The organism is Cryobacterium mannosilyticum (assembly GCF_004402705.1).
Classification (GTDB): Bacteria; Actinomycetota; Actinomycetes; order Actinomycetales; family Microbacteriaceae; genus Cryobacterium; species Cryobacterium mannosilyticum.
Window position 1 is genome coordinate 70,180 of record NZ_SOFM01000049.1, and the last position, 17,631, is coordinate 87,810.

Genomic DNA, 17,631 nt, shown 5'->3' on the forward strand with positions numbered 1-17,631 from the left:
AGGGCCAGGCGAGACGAGGGCCACGCGAACGGGCTCGCCGGTCAGGCCCGCAGGCGCGCCTCCGCGTCGCGGGCGCAGTCGATGCACAGCTCGGCAGCGGGCCGGGCCTCGAGCCTGGCCCGCCCGATGGGCTCGCCTCCCCGCACGCACAGTCCGTAACTGCCGTCGATGATCCGGGCGAGCGCCCGGTCGATGGTGGCCGCCTTCGCCTCGAACTCGCTGTGCACGCCGGAGATCCGCGACCACTCCATCGTGAGCGTCGGACCCTCCGGATCGTGCTCGTCGTCGGCGGTGCCGTTGTTCCGGGCTTCGATCACATCGTCGAGGGTGTGGGTGATCCGGCCGAGGGCGACGTCAAGGTCGCGGCGCTCCTCCAGCAGCAGTCCCTCGAAGTGCCGCAGGTCAGCGGGGGAGAGCTTCGTCTGGGTGCGCATGGCTGTCCTTTCGAGCGGCTCGCTGCAGGGGCGGAAATGCCACGTCGCGAGGATTGTGCTGTTGAGGATACGCCCAGCCGGCCGCCCTGTCGCGGGGCAGGCGGAGGCCGGTGGACAAATCAGCCGATCGTCACCGGCACCTGGTGCAGCCCGGTGGCACCGTCGGGGATGACATCGCGCACGACCGAGGTCTGCACGAGCCCGGCCGCGTCGGTCGCCCGCACCCGGATGGTGTGCCGGCCGGCGGGGGCCGTCCACTGCCAGCTCCACTGGCGCCAGGTGTCGGCGGAGATCGCGTCGGCCAGGGTCGCGTCGTTCCACGGGCCGTCGTCGACCTGCACCTGCACCGAACGGATGCCCACGTGCTGCGACCAGGCGACGCCGGCGACCGTGACCGGTCCGGCCGGTGCCCGGGTGCCCGCGCGGGGCACGTCGATCCTGGAGGACAGTTTCACCGGGCCGCGTTCGGTCCAGCCGCGGCTGGTCCAGTATGCGCTCTCCCGGTCGAACCGGGTCACGTTCAGCTCGACCACCCATTTGGTGGCCGAGACGTAGCCGTAGAGGCCCGGCACGACCATCCGCACCGGGTAGCCGTGTTCGAGGGGGAGCGGCACGCCGTTCATGCCGACGGCGAGGATCGCGTTGCGGTCGTCGGTGAGCACCTCCAGCGGGGTGCTCGCGGTCCAGCCGTCCTCGCTGCGCGAGAGCACCATGTCGGCGCCGGGCCGTGGTTTCGCCCGGGCGAGCAGCAGCCGGATCGGATAGCCCAGCCAGGTGGCGTTGCCGATCAGGTCACCGCCGACAGGGTTGGACACGCAGGTGAGTGTGGTCGTGCTCTCTTCCAACGGCAGGGCGAGGAGCTCCGCGAAGGTCAGCTCGACCTCGTTCTCAACCAGGCCGGTGACCTTCAGCGTCCAGGTGGCCGGGTCGATCCGGGGCACCTGCAGCGCCGTGTCGATCCGGTAGAAGCCGAGGTTCGGCGTGATCACGGGGGAGAGGCCGTCGATCGCGAGGTCGGCTCCGGGCGGGATCGGGGCCGGCGCGGTGGCCGGGGCAGGCAGGGTGAACCGGGCGCGGGCGGCATCCGTGGCCCGGGTGCCGGCCGACACCAGCTGGCCGCCGATCACGGCCAGGAGTCCGAGGCCGGTGCTCGCGCCGGTCCAGGCCAGGAAACGCCTGCGGTCGACGCCGGAGGAGTCCGGGTGCGGGTCCGCGATGGTGCGCGGCAGCCGGGTGGTGAGCGCCGTGAGCAGCACCGCCGCGACCACCATCGCAGTGACCGAGGGCAGGGCATCGAAGGTGGCGGCGCCGGACCGGGTCAGCACCGCGACCACGGCGAGTGCGCCCGCCGCGACGACGAGCGCCCGGCCGAACGGCGGACGACGGGATTCGAGCACCCCGGCGACGGCGGCCAGCACGAACGCCCCCAGAGCGACGCAGACGATCAGCACCGCCTTGTCGCCCGTGCCGAACAGGCCGATGACCAGCTCCTTGACCCAGCCCGGGACGAGATCGATCACGAGGGCGCCGACGGCCAGGATGGGGCTGCCCGCCGGGGCGAGGATCGCGGCGACAAGCTCGGCCGCGCCCAGTCCGCCCAGCTCCGCGGCGACACCGGCAGCGACGGGGCGCCACAGCCGGGACCCGCGCGAGGCGGTGCGGGATCGGGGAGGAGCGTCGGGGGTGGCCATCCGTTCAGCATAGGTTCGGGGGCTGCGAGGCGCGCCGGTCAAGTCCTTACGATTCGCTGCGGCTTTCGGCCGGCCGAACGCGATCCGCAGCGAAGCGGATGTGTCCTCGCGCGCAGGACGGGCTGGCGCCGGGCCCTGCCGCGGCTCAGGCCGGAGCGGACGCCCAGTGGAATAGGGCAGGATCGAAGGATCATGGCTACTCTCACCGCGCTCCCGCACGTCACCGACCCGGACATCCTGTTCGAGGCGTTCGAACTCTGGGCAGGGGAGCAGGGCCTGGCGCTCTACCCGGCCCAGGAGGAGGCCGTGATCGAGATCGTGTCGGGGGCCAACCTCATCCTGAGCACCCCCACCGGCACGGGCAAGTCGCTGGTCGCCGTCGGAGCGCACTTCGCCGCCCTGTCCGCCGGCAGGCGCACCTTCTACACCGCCCCGATCAAGGCGCTCGTCAGCGAGAAGTTCTTCGCCCTCGTCGACATCTTCGGCGCCGAGAACGTGGGCATGATGACCGGCGACTCCTCGGTGAACTCCGACGCCCCGATCATCTGCTGCACGGCGGAGATCCTCGCCAACCTCGCGCTGCGCAGCGGCGAGGACACCCAGGTGGACCAGGTCGTGATGGACGAATTCCATTTCTACGGCGACCCCGACCGCGGCTGGGCCTGGCAGGTGCCCCTGCTGCTGCTGCCGCGGGTGCAGTTCATCCTGATGTCGGCCACCCTGGGCGACGTCACGGTCATCGCCGACGACCTCTCCCGGCGCACCGGCCGGCCCACCGCGGTCGTCACCGGCGTGGAACGGCCCGTGCCGCTGCACTACTTCTACGAGACCACGCCCGTGCACGAGACCGTGGAGGACCTGCTCAAGACCGGGCAGGCTCCGGTCTACATCGTCCATTTCGCGCAGGCGGCCGCCCTGGAACGCGCGCAGGCGCTGAGCAGCGTGAAGGTGGCCACCAAGGAGCAGAAGGAGGCGATCGCGGAGCTGATCGGCGGGTTCCGCTTCACCACCAGCTTCGGCAAGACCCTGTCCCGGCTGATCCGGATGGGCATCGGCGTGCACCACGCCGGGATGCTGCCCAAGTACCGCCGACTCGTCGAGCAGCTCGCCCAGCGCGGCCTGCTCCGGGTCATCTGCGGCACCGACACGCTCGGCGTCGGCATCAACGTGCCGATCCGCACCGTGCTGTTCACCGCGCTCACCAAGTACGACGGCGTCAAGATGCGCCAGCTGAACGCGCGCGAATTCCACCAGATCGCCGGGCGGGCCGGCCGGGCCGGCTACGACACCGCCGGCACCGTCGCCGTGCAGGCGCCCGACCACGAGACCGACAACCTCAAAGCGACCCTGAAGGCGGGCGACGACCCGAAGAAGAAACGCAAGATCATCCGCAAGAAGGCGCCGGAGGGCTTCGTCTCCTGGGGCGAGCCGTCGTTCCAGCGCCTCGTCGCGGCCGAGCCGGAGACCATGCAGTCGAGCATGCAGATGACCGCGGCGATGCTGATCAACGTGATCGGGCGCGGCGGCGACGCGTACGCCCACGTCCACTCGCTGGTCTTCGACAACCACGAGCCGTGGAAGCGCCAGCTCGCGCACGCCCGGCGGGCGCTGGGAATCTACAAGACGCTCCGCGCGGCGGGAGTCGTGGAGCAGAACGTCGACCCGCGGACCGGGCGCACGGACATCCGCCTCACCGTGGACCTGCAGCCGAATTTCGCGCTCAACCAGCCGTTGTCCCCGTTCGCGCTCGCCGCGTTCGACCTGCTCGACGTGGAAGACCCCGGCTACGCGCTGGACATGATCTCGATCGTCGAGGCGACCCTCGACGACCCGCGCCCGGTGCTGATGGGCCAGCAGTTCGCCGCGCGCGGTGAGGCTGTGAACGCGATGAAGCGGGAGGGGATCGAGTACGACGAGCGGATGGCGCTGCTCGAGGAGATCACCTGGCCCAAGCCGCTCGAGGAACTGCTCACCTACACGTTCGACACCTACAAGGAATCGCAGCCGTGGATCGCGGACTTCGCCCTGCGCCCGAAGACGGTCGTGCGCGACATGTACGAGCGGGCGATGTCGTTCGGCGAGTTCATCGCCTTCTACAAGCTCGCCCGCAGCGAGGGCGTCGTTCTGCGCTACCTGTCGGACGCCTACCGGGCCGCCCGGCAGACCATCCCGGACGAGGCGAAGACCGAGGACCTGCTCGATCTGATCGAATGGCTCGGCGAGCTCGTTCGCCAGGTCGACTCGAGCCTGCTCGACGAGTGGGAGGAGCTCATCCACCCCGACCTCGCTGTGCACGAGGCCGGGGCCCATTCGGTGCTGCCGCCGGCCCCGCGCCGGCTGACGACGAACACCCGGGCCTTCCGGATCCTCGTGCGCAACGAGCTGTTCCGCCGGGTGCAGCTGGCGGCGCTCGAGCACTACGACGAGCTCGGCGAACTCGACCGCGAACACGGTTTCACCGCGGATGCCTGGGCCGACGCCATGGACGGCTACTTCGCCGAGCACGACGAGCTGCTCGCCGGTGCGAATGCGCGCGGGGCGGGCCTGCTGATCCTCGACGAGGGCGCCACCGAATGGACCGCCCGGCAGATCTTCGACGACCCGGCCGGCGACCACGACTGGGGCATCAGCGCCACGATCGACCTGGCCGCCTCCGACGAGCTCGGCGCGGCCGTGCTTCGGGTCACCGGGGTCAACCGGCTGTAAGGCGGCCTCCGGCCTCCGGCATGCGGCGGCACCGGAGTACGGTGGGGGCATGCCAACGACCCACGTTCCTGATGCCCCGATCCGCACCGGCCTGATCGGTTTCGGCACCTCCGGCCGGCTCTTCCACAGCCCCTTCATCGACGCGAACCCCGAGTTCTCCCTCGACCTGATCGTGACGAAGGACCCGGCCCGGCGCGCGGTGGCCGGCGAACGGTATCCGCGGACCCGGCTGGTGGACAGCTCCGACGACCTCTTCGCGGAGGCCGCGAACCTCGACCTGGTCGTGATCGGTTCGCCGTCGGCCACCCACGTGCCGCTCGCGCACGCAGCCCTCGACGCCGGGCTGGCCGTCGTCGTCGACAAGCCGTTCGCGGTGACGAGCAGGGACGGCCGGGCGCTGATCGAGAAGGCCAACCGGCTGGGGCTCCCGCTGACCGTGTTCCAGAACCGGCGCTGGGACGGTGACTTCCTCACCCTGAAGGCCCTGCTGGATGCCGGGAGGCTCGGCACGGTGCGCCGGTTCGAGTCGCGGTTCGAATGGTGGAAGCCCGAGCAGTCGAAGTCCTGGAAGGCCGCCGCGACGATCAAGGAGGGCGGTGGCGTATTGTTCGACCTCGGCGCGCACCTGATCGACCAGGCCCTGGTGCTGTTCGGCCCGATCGACGACATCTACGCCGAAACCCTCACCCGGCGCCCGGGCGGAACCGCGGACGACGACACCTTCGTGGCCCTGCACCACGGCTCAGGGGTGCGTTCACACCTCTGGATGAACGGGATCGCGGCGCAGGCCGGCCCGCGGTTCCACGTGCTCGGCTCGGAATCCGGCTACACCAAGTGGGGCCTCGACGGCCAGGAAGAGGCGCTCAAGGCCGGCGCGCGGCCGACCGATCCCGGCTTCGGCGTCGACGACGAGTCGAACTGGGGAGTGCTCGGGATCGACGGGGCCCTCACTCCGGTGCCCGCCGAGCGGGGCAGCTACGTGTCGTTCTACACCGGGCTGGCGGATGCCCTGCTCCGGGGAGCGCCGGTGCCGGTCGACCCCGAGGATTCGCTCAGGGTGATCAGCATCATCGAACGGATCAACTTGCTCACGCACTAGCTGCTCACGCACTGGCTGCTTACGCACTGGCTGCTCCCGCACTGGGCGCGGGCGCCCCGCCCGGGCGTCAGCGCTTGGCGGTCCAGTCGAGATTGATGATGTTCCTGATGTAGATGTTCTCGCCGAGGCCCGAGACTGACGGGTTCATCCGCAGCAGCTGCTGCACCGGCAGGTCGAAGCGTTGGGCGATGGCGAAGAAGTCGTCGCCCTCGACGACCGTGTACGTGCTCAGGTTGCCGGCGGCATCCGTGGCCGGGGCGCCGCGCGCGCCCGCGGTGGCACCCTGGTCGACTGCCGGCCCGTCCGGGAGCGGCACGGCCGGCCCGGCCTCGGCGTTCGGGGTCGTCTCCGGCGCCGGCGGGTTGGGGATGATCACCTCCGGAACCGTGGGTGTGGGCGTCGGCGTGGGGGTCGGCGTCGGCGTCGGCGTGACGAGCACGGTGGCGGTGACGACGGGCGCAGGGGGAGTGGAGCACCCGGCGAGGGCCGGGAGGAGAACCGCGACGGCGAGGCCGGTCAGCGCAACCCGGCCGAGCCTTCGGGCCGCGGTGCCCGGCCCAGGCTGCGTCCGGCGCGGCCGAACGCGGCCGTGGTCGTGCCTGTCGTGCCTGTCGTGCCTGTCGTGCAACGTCGTGACGGTGCCCATGCTCATCCCCCCGGAAACAGGTCGGCGTCTCGGCCGGCGTCCGGCCAGTTTAGGCCGTCCGGGCCGGCATCGGCTGACTCGGCAGCAAAAGCGGGCTGCCGATGGCTGTTTCAGTCGCTCAGCATTCGATCACGTTGACGGCGAGGCCGCCCTCGCTGGTCTCCTTGTACTTGGTCATCATGTCCAGGCCGGTCTGGCGCATGGTCTCGATCACGGTGTCGAGGGAGACGAGGTGGGTGCCGTCGCCGTGCAGGGCGAGCCGGGCCGCGGAGACGGCGGTCGACGACGCGATCGCATTCCGCTCGATGCAGGGCACCTGCACCAGACCGCCGACCGGGTCGCAGGTGAGCCCCAGGTGGTGTTCCATGGCGATCTCGGCCGCGTTCTCGACCTGGCGGGGGGTGCCGCCGAGCACGGCGCAGAGCGCACCGGCGGCCATGGCGCAGGCGGAGCCGACCTCGGCCTGGCACCCGCCCTCCGCCCCGGAGATGGAGGCGTTCGCCTTGACCAGGGAGCCGATCGCGACCGCGGTGAGCAGGTATCGACGGATGCCGGCGGCGTTCGCCCCCGGCACGAATCGCAGGTAGTAGTGCCCGACCGCGGGGATGATGCCGGCGGCTCCGTTGGTCGGGGCCGTCACGACCCGCCCGCCGGAGGCGTTTTCCTCGTTCACGGCCAGGGCGAACGCGTGCAGCCACTCCGTCGACGTGTCGCGTTCACGCACCGGCTGACTCTCGTATTCCTCCAGCTGCATGCGAACGGCGGCGGCCCGCCGTTTCACCTTGAGACCGCCGGGCAGGATGCCGGTGGCGACGAGTCCGGCCTCCACGCACACGTGCATGGCGTCCCAGATCGCGTCGAGGCCCGCATTGAGGCGGTCGGGGCCGTGGATGGCCTCCTCGTTGGCGCGGGCGACCTCGCAGATGGAGGCGTCGTGCAGGTCACAGAGTGCCAGGAGTTCGGCGCTGGACGCGTACGGCATGGGGGCGGCGGCGAGGGTGCGCACCTGCGGCTGGTCGCCGTCGCGACGGATGAAGCCGCCGCCGATCGAGTACCAGGTCTCGTCGAAGAGGGGCGCGGCATCCGTCTCGCCCCACGCCCGCAGGGTCAGCGCGTTCGGGTGGCCGGGCAGCCGGGTGCGCGGTTCGAAGCTGATGTCGTCGCGCCGGACCGGGATGGGGTGGCTGCCGGCGAGGAGGAGCGTCGCACCCTCGGCGAGGCCCGACCAGGCGTGGCGGACCGCCTCAGGGTCGCAGCTTTCCGGCTCGAGCCCGGCGAGGCCGGCCAGGATCGCGTCCGGCGTGCCGTGGCCGAGGCCGGTGGAGCCGAGCGACCCGTAGAGCGAACAGCTGATCCGGGCGACGTCGCCCAGCTTGCCGGATTCGGCCAGGTGGGTGGCGAAGGTGAGGGCGGCCCGCATCGGGCCGACCGTGTGGGAGCTGGATGGACCGATCCCGATGGAGAAGAGGTCGAGAGCCGACACGTACGCTGTCATCCGACCATCGTACGGCGCGGGTCGGGCTTCGGCGGGAGGCGGTCGCCGGGAGCGGCGCCGGGCGCTAACCGGCTGTGCGTGCCCCGCCGAGGAGCCGGGCGTGCTCGATCTTGATGCAGCGGTCCATCACGACGGTGAGGCCCGCGGCCTCGGCGGCCCTGGCGGCGGCCTCGTTCCAGACGCCGAGCTGCAGCCAGACGGTGGACGCGCCCGCCGCGATGGCCTCGTCGACGACCGGCGGCACGTCGTCGGCGCGGCGGAAGACGTCGACGATGTCGGGGACCTCCGGCAGCGACGCCAGGTCGGGGTAGGCCTTCTCGCCGAGGATGACGTCGGCCCGCGGGTTGACGAAGTAGACCCGGTAGGCGCCGGTGCCCTGCAGGTACGCGCCGACCTCGTTGCTCGGCCGGTCCGGCCGCGGGGACGCCCCGACGATCGCGATCGAGGATGCGCCCCGCAGGATTCGGCCCACGGTGTCGTCGTCGGGTTCGGGCCAGGTGCTCGTGGTCATGGTGTTCCTCCTTGTGCCGGCCGGGACCGGAGCGCTGTCGCCGATCTGCCGTTTCATTATCGGCAACGCCCGCGCCAGGGTCGTCCATTCCCGCACGGGCCGCGCGGCTGACAGGATGGGTGCATGGTGCAGTCAGTGGAGACAGTTGTCGTGGGCGGCGGGGCGATGGGGTCGGCGACCGCGTGGCAGCTTGCTGGGCGGGGCCGCTCGGTGACGCTGCTCGAACGTTTCGCGCCCGGGCACACCAACGGAGCGTCGCACGGCGCCTCCCGCAACTTCAACACGGCCTACTCCGACCCCACCTACGTGGCGATGCTGGCTGAGGCGCTGCCGCTCTGGCGGGAGCTGGAGGCCACCACCGGATCCCGGATGCTGGAGCAGGTCGGTGTCGTCAATCACGGGCCGAACCGCGACTTCGACGCCGTGGCCAAGGCGCTGGCCGGTGCGGGGCTCGGAGCCGGGTTCCTCTCGGTGGAGGCCGCGGCGGAGCGGTGGCCGGGCATCCGCTTCGACGGACGGGTACTGCACACCCCCGACGCCGGCCGGCTGAACGCGGATGCCGCGGTGAGAGCCCTGCAGACCGCCGCGGCCGCCGCCGGCGCCGAGATTAGACACGAGTCCCGGGTGCTGCGCCTCGAGGTGCTCGGGGACGACCGGGTGCGGGTGACCACCGAGGCCGGCACCATCGAGGCGCGGCGCGCCGTCGTGACCGTCGGCGCCTGGACGAGTTCGCTGCTGGGCGGAGTGCTCCCGGTGCCGCGGCTCCGGGTCACCCAGGAGCAGCCGGCACACTTCGCGCTGCGGGACCGGTCGACGGATGCCGCGACCGCCGCCGAGACCTGGTGGCCCGGCTTCAACCACGCCTTCGATCCGGCCGAGGCTCGGTACGGCTACTGGTACTCGCCGGTCTACGGCATGTACACGCCGGGCCAGGGCGTCAAGGCGGGCTGGCACGGCGTGGGGGAGGTCACCGACCCCGATGCTCGCAGCTTCCGGCCAGAGCCGGTTCAGCTCGCGGCCCTGCAACGCTATGTGCGCGACTGGCTCCCCGGCGCCGACCCCGACGTCTGCGACCCGGTCAGCTGCACCTACACGACCACGGTCGACGAGGACTTCGTGCTCGACCGGGTCGGACCGGTCGTCGTCGGCGCGGGATTCAGCGGGCACGGTTTCAAGTTCACGCCGACGGTCGGCCGGATTCTCGCCGACCTGGCCACGGACACTGCCGCGGCCCCAGCCCTGTTCGCTCTGTCCCGGGAGCCCGGCCCCGGCCCGGGCGGCTGGCTCGTGCGGCGCTAGCGCGGATCCGCGCGCATCCGCGCGGTTCTCGCGTGCCTGGGGTCAGGCCAAGTGCACGGCGACCAGGGCGAGGGCCGCGATCAGGGTCCAGGAGAGCAGGCCGACCGCCAGGGCGCGGCCGCCGGTGCGGAGGATCGTGCCGAGGTCCACCGCCGCGCCGAGGCCGAACAGGGCGGTCGCGAGCAGGTAGGTCTGTAGGAGGTCCGCGCCGGCGAGCAGCCCGCCGGGGAGCGGCACGAACGTGCGCAGCAGCACCGCGGCGAGGAAGCCGGCCACGAACAGGGGCAGGATCGGCGGCCGGGCGACCGGGGCATCCGTCGCCGGGCCGCGCGCGTCACGGCGCCGCTCGCGCACCGCCACGGTCGCCACGATCGGCGCGAGCATGAGCACCCGGGTGAGTTTCACGACGACGGCCACGGCGAGGGCGGCCGGGCCGGCCACCTGGGCGGTGGCGACGACCTGGCCCACGTCGTGCACGCCCGCACCGACCCAGTGCCCGAACTGCAGGTCGGTCAGGCCGAGCGGATGCCACAGCACCGGCAGCACGGCAATCGCCAGGGTTCCGCACAGGGTGACCAGGGCGATCGGGGTCGCGGTCTCCTCATCCTTCGCCTTGACCACGCCGCTCATCGCCCCGATCGCGGAGGCGCCGCAGATCGAGAACCCGGTCGCGATCAGGAGCGGCTGGTTTCCCGGCAGGCCGAGCCTCCGGCCGAGCCAGAGGGTGCCGGCGAAGGTGAGCAGCACGATCGCGACGGTGGTCGCGATCGTCAGCCAGCCGAGCCCGAGGATGTCGACCAGGCTGAGTTTGAGCCCGAGCAGCACTATGCCCAGTCGCATGATCCGGGTGGCCGCGACGGAGAGTCCCGGGGCCAGGACGCCGGCCAGGGCCGGGCGCAGTGCCGGCAGCTGGCCGGCCGCAATGCCGAGCACGACCGCGACGGTGAGCAGCGGGAACCCGGGCACGACCGCGTGGATGATCCCGGCGAGGACGGCGGCGGCGGCCGCGACAAGCACACCCGGCAGCCACATTTCTCCGAGCCTACGCCGCCGGGCGGTCCGCCCGGAACCGGCCTGGTGCCCGCGTCCCGCCCGCGGAGCCTCGTCACCGCCCCGTCGATCCCCGCCGAGATGCGAGAAAAGCCGCCTTTTCCTCGAGGAAAAGACGGCTTTGCTCTCAGTTCGGCGGAGTGGTCGGCGGGTGTTGGAGGGCGCCGAGCGGTCAGCGGTGGTGGAAGCGGGCGACCATCGGGCAGTCGAACGGGTCCCTGGCGGAGAGCCCGACCTTGTTGAGGTAGGCGATCACGATGCCGTAGGACTGGAACAGGCCCGTCTCGGTGTAGAGGATGTTGTGCGACTGGCAGTATTCCTTGGTGATCTCCTGCGCCTTTCGCAGGTGCGGGCGCGCCATGTTCGGGAACAGGTGGTGCTCGACCTGGTAGTTCAGGCCGCCCATGAAGGTGTCCATGAACGTGCCGCCGCGGATGTTCCGCGAGGTCAGCACCTGGCGACGGAGGAAGTCCACCTTGCTCTCGTGCGGCAGCTGCGGCATGCCCTTGTGGTTGGGCGCGAAGGACGCTCCCATGTACACGCCGAAGACGGCGAGCTGCACGCCGATGAAGGCGAAGGCCATGCCGAGCGGCAGGAAATAGAAGATCACGGCGACGTAGAGGATGATGCGGGTCGACAGCATGCTGATCTCGAGCCAGCGCTTGTCCACCTTGCCGCGACCGAAGACCGTCTTGAAGCCCTGCACGTGCAGGTTGAACCCCTCGGCCATCAGCAGCGGGAAGAACAGGTAGCCCTGCTTGCGGGTGACGAACGAGCCGAGCCAGCTGACCTTCGCAGCGTCCTCCTCGCGGAAGACGATGAAGTCGGGGTCGATGTCGGGGTCCTTGCCGACCACGTTCGGGTTGGCGTGGTGGCGGCTGTGCTTGTTCATCCACCAGGCGTAGCTGATGCCGACGAACAGGTTGGCGAGGATGCGGCCGGCGCGGTCGTTGGCGGGACCCGACTGGAAGACCTGGCGGTGCGAGGCCTCGTGGGCGAGGAACGCGAACTGGGTGAGGATGATGCCGAGAACCGCGGCGATGATCAGCTGGTACCAGCTGTCGCCGAGCAGCACGAAACCGGTGGCGGCGCCGGCGGTGGCGAGCACCAGCAGGGAGAAGACGAACCAGTAGAACCCGGTCGCGCGCTTCAAGAGCCCCAGGTTGCGCACGGTGTGCAGCAAGGATGAGTACTCGGTCGTGGGATTCTTCGAGTCGCCACCCGGGCGGGTCTTGACGATGCGCACCGTGGGTGCGACGGTTGCTTCCGACATGAGGCCTTTGGTCTGAATCTGGACTTCTCAGTCGGTAGTGGAGCAATTACTCGTAAAACAGATATCGCAAGTGTACGGGCGGGACCCCGGCCGATGGTGTTAATTCACACGTGTTTCCCAGTCGCTATATGCCATCCGAGGCATATCAACGCGGCTTCAATGCGACTTTCGGAACCAAGGATTCGGGATGGAATCCGTTCGCGTCAGCGCCAGCTGGGCAGCCAGATGTGCAGCTGCCAGAACAGGAACGATGTCTGCGTTCCGGTCCAGAGCGGATAGAAGTAGGCGCTCACCAGTGCGGCGGCGACGAGGGAGCCGACGAGGACGCGGATGCCGGTGCGCCGGCCGCTCGCACCGTCCCCCAGCCCGGGCACCAGGCCGAGGAAGATCCCGATCGCACAGGTCAAGCCGAGCAGCAGGTACGGCTCGAACGCGATCGTGTAGAACTGGAACACGGTGCGGCCGAGGTACATCAGCCAGGGCAGGTAACCGGCGACCATGCCCATCAGGATCAGGCCCACCTGCCATTCGCGGTAGCGCGCGAGCCGGTAGACGAGGTACAGGATCGCGGCCGTCGCGGCCCACCAGATCAGCGGGTTGGCGATCCCCGTGATCGCCTCCGAGCAGGTGCTGAAGTCGCAGCCGTTCTCGCCCAGCGACGAGCCCCGGTAGTACATGCTCGTCGGGCGGATCATGAACAGCCAGGTCAGCGGGTTGGCCTGGTACGGATGCGGCGTGGCCAGGCCGACGTGATAGGTGTACGCGGCCACCTGGTAGTGCCAGAAGCTCTGCACCGAATCGGGCACCCAGGCCAGGGCCCCGGTCCAGGCGGCACCGGGGGAGGCCGCCCAGTTGCGGTAGAAACCCGCGGAGGTGACGAACCAGCCGGTCCAGGAGAGCAGGAACGTGGTCACCGCGACGGGCACCAGCAGGAGGAAGGTGGCCGGCGCCTGTTTGAGCACGGCGGCGCTCCACCAGAACGCGACGCCGGCCCGCCGGCGGGCCAGCGCATCCACGACCACCAGGTAGACGCCGAACGCGGCGAGGAAGTAGAGGCCTGACCACTTGACGCTGCAGGTCAGCCCGAACGCGAGGCCGGCGGCGAGCAGCCAGGGCCGCCACCAGAGGGTCGGACCCCAGCCTGGCTCGCGCCCGGCCTCCCGGCGCCGGGCCATCCACTCGTCGAGCCGGCCGGCGTGCCAGTCCCGGTCGAGGAGCACGGCGCCGAAGCCGAGCAGCGCGAAGAACATGACCGAGTTGTCGAGGAGGGCGACCCGGGACATCACGATGGCGTTGCCGTCGATCGCGAACAGGAAACCCGCCAGCACCGCGAGCACCGTCGACCCGAAAAGCTTCTTCGCGATCAGCATCAGGAGCACGACCGCGAGCACGCCGATCACGGCGGTGACGATCCGCCAGCCCCAACTGCTGTCCGGGCCGAAGGCGGCCATCCCGAGCGAGATGAGCCATTTGCCCAGCGGCGGGTGCACGACGAAGGCCGGGTTCATCGTGAAGATGTCGGTGTGCCCCGACGCGAAGAGCGCATCCGCCTTGTCCGGCCACGTCGATTCGTAGCCATTGGTGAAGAGCGTCCACGCGTCTTTCACATAGAAGGTCTCGTCGAAGACGAGGGAGCGCGGGCTGCCGAGGTTCCAGAGTCGCAGGATCGCGGCCAGCGCTGTCACCGCGAGGGGGCCGGCCCAGGAGAACCAGCGGCTATTGAGGAGCACCTGACCATCGTAGTGAGCCGCGACTGCGAGACTGGGAGCATGATCATCCTCGCTGCCACCCCGATCGGAAACCTCGGCGACGTCTCCCGTCGGCTCGTCGAGGCCCTCACGACCGCGACGGTGATCGCCGCCGAAGACACCCGCGTCACCGTGCATCTGCTCAAGGCCCTCGGCATTGAGAACCGGCCGAAACTGATCAGCCTGCACGACCACAATGAACGCGGCAAGGCGGCCGAGCTGGCCGAGCTGGCCCGGGACACGGATGTCCTCGTGCTCAGCGACGCGGGGATGCCCACCGTCTCCGACCCCGGATTCCATCTCGTCGACGCGGCGGTCGCGGCCGGCGTGGTCGTCTCGGCGCTGCCCGGCCCGTCGGCCGTGCTCACGGCGCTCGCCGTGTCGGGGCTGCCGACCGACCGATTCACCTTCGAGGGCTTCCTCCCGCGCAAGCACGGCGACCGGGTCACCGCGCTGCGCGAGGTGGCGGCCGAGCGGCGCACCATGGTCTTCTTCGAGTCGCCCAACCGGCTCGCGGCGTCCCTCACCGACCTCGGAGCCGTGCTCGGCGCCGACCGCCGTGTCGTCGTGTGCCGGGAGCTGACCAAGTTCTACGAGGAAGTGAAACGGGGCACGGCGGCCGAACTGGCCGAGTGGGCCGCGGCGGGCGTCAAGGGCGAGATCTGCATCGTCGTCGCCGGCGCCGAGGCGCGCGTGCTCGATCTGCCGACTGGAGTCGCCGAGGTGCTCGCCCTGGTCGCGGCCGGCGCCCGGCTGAAGGAGGCCGCTGCGGATGTCTCCGCCGCGTCCGGCCTCGGCAAACGCGACCTCTACGAGGCGGCGCTGCAGCAGAAGTCCGGCGGGACCGCGCCCGACAAGCCGGACTACTCGGACCTGCCGCTGGGCTGACCTGCCCCGTCCTGCTGCGTCCTGTCGTGAGGGCCGCCAGGTTCGCACTGGGGAACAAATGAGGGATGCTCATGGTTAACCACGATAGGTGACAGCCTGACAGGCGACACCGGAGGTGACCGATGACACACGCGGTGAGGTTCTCCCAGTATGGCGGCCCGGAAGTCCTCGGGATCGTCGAGATTCCGGATCCTGTTCCCGGCCCCGGCGAGGTCGTCGTCGACGTTGTCGCGGCGGGATTGAACCCGGTCGAGACGGCCATCAGAGAGGGGCGTCTCGACGTGGAATGGCCTGCGCGTTTCCCGGCCGGACAGGGCAGTGACTTCGCCGGAATCGTTCGGCGGCTCGGCACCGGCGTCACCGGATGGAAGGTCGGCGACGAGGTGATGGGGCACACCGTCCGCGGCGCACAGGCCGAACTCATCGCCGTTCCGGTGACCGACATCATCCGCAAGCCCGATTCCCTGGCCTGGGAGGTGGCCGGCAGTCTGTACGTCGCCGCGGCCAACGCGTGGCGGGCCGTGCAGGACGTGAACCCCCGCCCCGGCCGCACCGTGCTCGTGCACGCCGCCGCGGGCGGGGTCGGCGGCATCGCCGCCCAGCTTGCCCGGCTGCGCGGCGCCACCGTGATGGGGACGGCCAGCCCGGAGAGCTTCGACCGCCTCCGCCAGCTCGGGGTCGTGCCGGTCGAGTACGGACCGGGCCTCGCCGAGCGGCTGACCAGGCTCGCACCGAACGGAATCGACGCCGAGTTGGATCATCGCGGCGATGCCTCCCTCGCCAACCTCCGCTCCGCCGACACGACCGACACCGTGCTGCTCGCCAAGATCGCCCGGATGGTGGCCGACCGTCAGATCGTCGTGCCGGTCGCGGCGATCTACCCCTTCGACCAGGTGCAGGACGCCTACCGCGAGCTCGAGGCCGGGCACGCCCACGGCAAGATCGTGCTCGGCCTGCACCCGGTCGGATACACCCGGCAGAAGGTGCGGGGTCTCACCATGCGGGAATCCGAGGCCACCGTGGACAAGCCCGGCCGGGTCGCCGGGCCGCCGGCCCGCGAGGTGCTGCCGCCGGTGTTCGGGCATCCGCGGCATCGCCCCGCCGACCCGGCGACCGACCCGGCGACCGAGTTCACCGGTGTTCCGCTCCGGTGAGGGCCGCCGGGGGCTCGCGCCGTAACAGGGCCGGCGCCATCCGCTGCTCCCAGTAGGCTGGAGGGCATGTCCGACGGCTCATCCTTCTACATCACCACGCCGATTTTCTACGTGAATGATGTCCCTCATATCGGGCACGCCTACACCGAGGTGGCCGCCGATGTGCTCGCGCGCTGGCACCGGCAGGCCGGTGAAGACGCCTGGCTGCTGACCGGCACCGACGAACACGGGCAGAAGATCCTGCGCACCGCCATCGCCAACGGCGTCACGCCGAAGGAATGGGCCGACCGCCTGGTCGAGACCGCGTGGAAGCCCCTGCTGCAGACCGTCGACATCAAGAACGACGACTTCATCCGCACAACCGACGAGCGCCACGAGGTGAACGCGCAGAAGTTCCTGCAGCACCTCTACGACGCCGGGCACATCTACACGGGTGAATACGAGGGCTTCTACTGCGTGGGCTGCGAGGAGTACAAGCAGCCCAGCGACCTCATCGACGGCACCGGCGAATTCGCCGGAGTGCAGGTCTGCGCGATCCACTCGATCCCGGTCGAACTGCTGCACGAGAAGAACTACTTCTTCCGGATGAGCACCTTCGCCGACCAGCTCCTCGCCCTCTACGAGGACAACCCCGATTTCGTGCAGCCCGCCGCCGCCCGCAACGAGGTCATCTCCTTTGTCAAGCAGGGCCTGTCCGACCTGTCCATCTCCCGCTCCAGCTTCGACTGGGGCATCAAGGTGCCCTGGGACGACACCCACGTCGTCTACGTCTGGTTCGACGCGCTGCTCAACTACATCACCGCCGCGGGCTACGGCCACGACGACGAGAAGTTCAGCCGGCTCTGGCCCGCCACCCACATCGTCGGCAAGGACATCCTCCGTTTCCACGCCGTGATCTGGCCGGCCATGCTCCTCGCGGCCGGTATCGAGGTTCCCCGCCGGGTCTTCGGACACGGCTGGCTGCTGGTCGGCGGCGAGAAGATGAGCAAGTCCAAGCTCACCGGCATCGCCCCGAGCCAGATCACCGACACCTTTGGCTCCGACGCGTTCCGCTACTACTTCATGCGGGCGATCAGCTTCGGCCAGGACGGGTCGTTCTCCTGGGAGGACCTCTCCGCCCGCTACCAGTCCGAGCTCGCCAACGGGTTCGGCAACCTCGCCTCCCGCGTGATCGCCATGGTCGTGCGCTACTGCGACGGGGAGATCCCGACCCCCACGGTGTTCTCCGAGGACGACGACCTGATCCGCGCCACCGAGAAGCGGGCCACGGATGCCGCGGGCGAGGCCATCTCCCGCCTGGCCATCCACGAGGCGATCGCCGCGATCTGGGAGCTGGTCGACGAGCTCAACGGCTACATCACCAGCCAGGAACCGTGGGCCCTCGCCAAGGACCCGGCCAACCGGGCCCGGCTCGAGGCCGTGCTGTTCACCGCCGTGCGCGGGCTCGGCACGCTCGCCGTGCTGCTCTCGCCGATCGTGCCCCAGGCCACCGGGAAGCTCTGGCAGGCGCTCGGCGGCAGCGGCGAGCTCACCGACGTGCGCATCGACCAGGCCTGGCAGTGGACCGGCGGCACCCACGTGTCCCCGCTCGAGGCGCTCTTCCCCCGCATCGAGGCCACGGTTGGCTGACACTCCGG

The 17,631-nt window shown here is 70.4% G+C and carries 14 protein-coding genes; 6 read left to right on the forward strand and 8 right to left on the reverse strand.

The annotated features are described in order from the left end of the window. Positions 1-41: 41 nt before the first annotated feature. Positions 42-434 carry a TraR/DksA family transcriptional regulator gene (locus E3O32_RS15950; protein ID WP_134510815.1) on the reverse strand — a complete coding sequence of 131 codons (393 nt, stop codon included), beginning with the start codon at positions 432-434 and terminating at the stop codon, positions 42-44. Between the two features lie 119 nt (positions 435-553). After that, positions 554-2,125, reverse strand: a complete 1,572-nt coding sequence (locus E3O32_RS15955) for a molybdopterin-dependent oxidoreductase (protein ID WP_134510816.1) — start codon at positions 2,123-2,125, stop codon at positions 554-556. Positions 2,126-2,317: 192 nt separating this feature from the next. Here E3O32_RS15955 and E3O32_RS15960 point away from each other — a divergent pair, with 192 nt between their 5' ends. Together E3O32_RS15960 and E3O32_RS15965 are read left to right on the forward strand one after the other, a co-directional pair. After that, the gene (locus E3O32_RS15960) at positions 2,318-4,831 is read left to right on the forward strand and encodes a DEAD/DEAH box helicase (protein ID WP_134510817.1); all 2,514 of its coding nucleotides are present in this window, start codon (positions 2,318-2,320) and stop codon (positions 4,829-4,831) included. A gap of 49 nt (positions 4,832-4,880) precedes the next feature. Beyond that, positions 4,881-5,930, forward strand: coding sequence for a Gfo/Idh/MocA family protein (locus E3O32_RS15965; protein WP_134510818.1), 1,050 nt, complete (start codon positions 4,881-4,883; stop codon positions 5,928-5,930). A 67-nt stretch (positions 5,931-5,997) separates the two neighbouring features. Here E3O32_RS15965 and E3O32_RS15970 read toward each other — a convergent pair whose 3' ends face one another. The 3 genes from E3O32_RS15970 to E3O32_RS15980 all read right to left on the reverse strand — a co-directional run bounded on the left by E3O32_RS15970 (position 5,998) and on the right by E3O32_RS15980 (position 8,582). After that, complete coding sequence (locus tag E3O32_RS15970; protein ID WP_134510819.1) at positions 5,998-6,576, reverse strand: LysM peptidoglycan-binding domain-containing protein; 579 nt, start codon at positions 6,574-6,576, stop codon at positions 5,998-6,000. A gap of 118 nt (positions 6,577-6,694) precedes the next feature. Continuing rightward, a complete protein-coding gene (locus E3O32_RS15975) occupies positions 6,695-8,071 on the reverse strand; it encodes an L-serine ammonia-lyase (protein ID WP_134510820.1) in 1,377 nt (458 codons plus the stop codon). A gap of 64 nt (positions 8,072-8,135) precedes the next feature. After that, a complete protein-coding gene (locus tag E3O32_RS15980; RefSeq protein WP_241975043.1) occupies positions 8,136-8,582 on the reverse strand; it encodes a CoA-binding protein in 447 nt (148 codons plus the stop codon). A gap of 123 nt (positions 8,583-8,705) precedes the next feature. Between E3O32_RS15980 and E3O32_RS15985 the strand changes: the two genes are divergently transcribed. Then, positions 8,706-9,881 carry an FAD-dependent oxidoreductase gene (locus tag E3O32_RS15985; protein WP_134510822.1) on the forward strand — a complete coding sequence of 392 codons (1,176 nt, stop codon included), beginning with the start codon at positions 8,706-8,708 and terminating at the stop codon, positions 9,879-9,881. A 42-nt stretch (positions 9,882-9,923) separates the two neighbouring features. Here the strand turns inward: E3O32_RS15985 and E3O32_RS15990 are convergent, their stop codons facing one another. The 3 genes from E3O32_RS15990 to E3O32_RS16000 form a co-directional block, all read right to left on the reverse strand. Beyond that, the gene (locus tag E3O32_RS15990) at positions 9,924-10,913 is read right to left on the reverse strand and encodes a YeiH family protein (protein ID WP_134510823.1); all 990 of its coding nucleotides are present in this window, start codon (positions 10,911-10,913) and stop codon (positions 9,924-9,926) included. A gap of 190 nt (positions 10,914-11,103) precedes the next feature. Next, positions 11,104-12,204, reverse strand: a complete 1,101-nt coding sequence (locus tag E3O32_RS15995; protein WP_134510824.1) for a fatty acid desaturase family protein — start codon at positions 12,202-12,204, stop codon at positions 11,104-11,106. Between the two features lie 203 nt (positions 12,205-12,407). Further along, entirely contained in the window at positions 12,408-13,934 is a 1,527-nt protein-coding gene (locus E3O32_RS16000) for a dolichyl-phosphate-mannose--protein mannosyltransferase (RefSeq protein ID WP_241975055.1), read from the reverse strand. A 39-nt stretch (positions 13,935-13,973) separates the two neighbouring features. Here E3O32_RS16000 and rsmI point away from each other — a divergent pair, with 39 nt between their 5' ends. The 3 genes from rsmI (at position 13,974) to metG (ending at position 17,623) form a co-directional block, all read left to right on the forward strand. Then, positions 13,974-14,840 (forward strand): 16S rRNA (cytidine(1402)-2'-O)-methyltransferase, encoded by an 867-nt coding sequence (rsmI, locus tag E3O32_RS16005; RefSeq protein WP_134510826.1) that lies wholly within the window; start codon positions 13,974-13,976, stop codon positions 14,838-14,840. Positions 14,841-14,962: 122 nt separating this feature from the next. Continuing rightward, a complete protein-coding gene (locus E3O32_RS16010) occupies positions 14,963-15,994 on the forward strand; it encodes an NADP-dependent oxidoreductase (RefSeq protein WP_134510827.1) in 1,032 nt (343 codons plus the stop codon). Between the two features lie 66 nt (positions 15,995-16,060). Beyond that, positions 16,061-17,623, forward strand: a complete 1,563-nt coding sequence (gene metG, locus E3O32_RS16015) for a methionine--tRNA ligase (protein ID WP_134510828.1) — start codon at positions 16,061-16,063, stop codon at positions 17,621-17,623. Positions 17,624-17,631: the final 8 nt, after the last annotated feature.

What these genes read in the sequence shown, in the direction of transcription:
- E3O32_RS15985 (WP_134510822.1), top strand. Translation starts at nt 8,706, where the DNA reads ATGGTGCAGTCAGTGGAGACAGTTGTCGTGGGCGGCGGGGCGATGGGG.
- E3O32_RS16010 (WP_134510827.1), top strand. Translation starts at nt 14,963, where the DNA reads ATGACACACGCGGTGAGGTTCTCCCAGTATGGCGGCCCGGAAGTCCTC.
- E3O32_RS15990 (WP_134510823.1), bottom strand. Translation starts at nt 10,913, where the DNA reads ATGTGGCTGCCGGGTGTGCTTGTCGCGGCCGCCGCCGCCGTCCTCGCC.
- E3O32_RS15995 (WP_134510824.1), bottom strand. Translation starts at nt 12,204, where the DNA reads ATGTCGGAAGCAACCGTCGCACCCACGGTGCGCATCGTCAAGACCCGC.
- E3O32_RS15955 (WP_134510816.1), bottom strand. Translation starts at nt 2,125, where the DNA reads ATGGCCACCCCCGACGCTCCTCCCCGATCCCGCACCGCCTCGCGCGGG.
- metG (WP_134510828.1), top strand. Translation starts at nt 16,061, where the DNA reads ATGTCCGACGGCTCATCCTTCTACATCACCACGCCGATTTTCTACGTG.
- E3O32_RS15950 (WP_134510815.1), bottom strand. Translation starts at nt 434, where the DNA reads ATGCGCACCCAGACGAAGCTCTCCCCCGCTGACCTGCGGCACTTCGAG.
- E3O32_RS15960 (WP_134510817.1), top strand. Translation starts at nt 2,318, where the DNA reads ATGGCTACTCTCACCGCGCTCCCGCACGTCACCGACCCGGACATCCTG.
- E3O32_RS15965 (WP_134510818.1), top strand. Translation starts at nt 4,881, where the DNA reads ATGCCAACGACCCACGTTCCTGATGCCCCGATCCGCACCGGCCTGATC.
- E3O32_RS15980 (WP_241975043.1), bottom strand. Translation starts at nt 8,582, where the DNA reads ATGACCACGAGCACCTGGCCCGAACCCGACGACGACACCGTGGGCCGA.
- rsmI (WP_134510826.1), top strand. Translation starts at nt 13,974, where the DNA reads ATGATCATCCTCGCTGCCACCCCGATCGGAAACCTCGGCGACGTCTCC.
- E3O32_RS15970 (WP_134510819.1), bottom strand. Translation starts at nt 6,576, where the DNA reads ATGGGCACCGTCACGACGTTGCACGACAGGCACGACAGGCACGACAGG.
- E3O32_RS15975 (WP_134510820.1), bottom strand. Translation starts at nt 8,071, where the DNA reads ATGACAGCGTACGTGTCGGCTCTCGACCTCTTCTCCATCGGGATCGGT.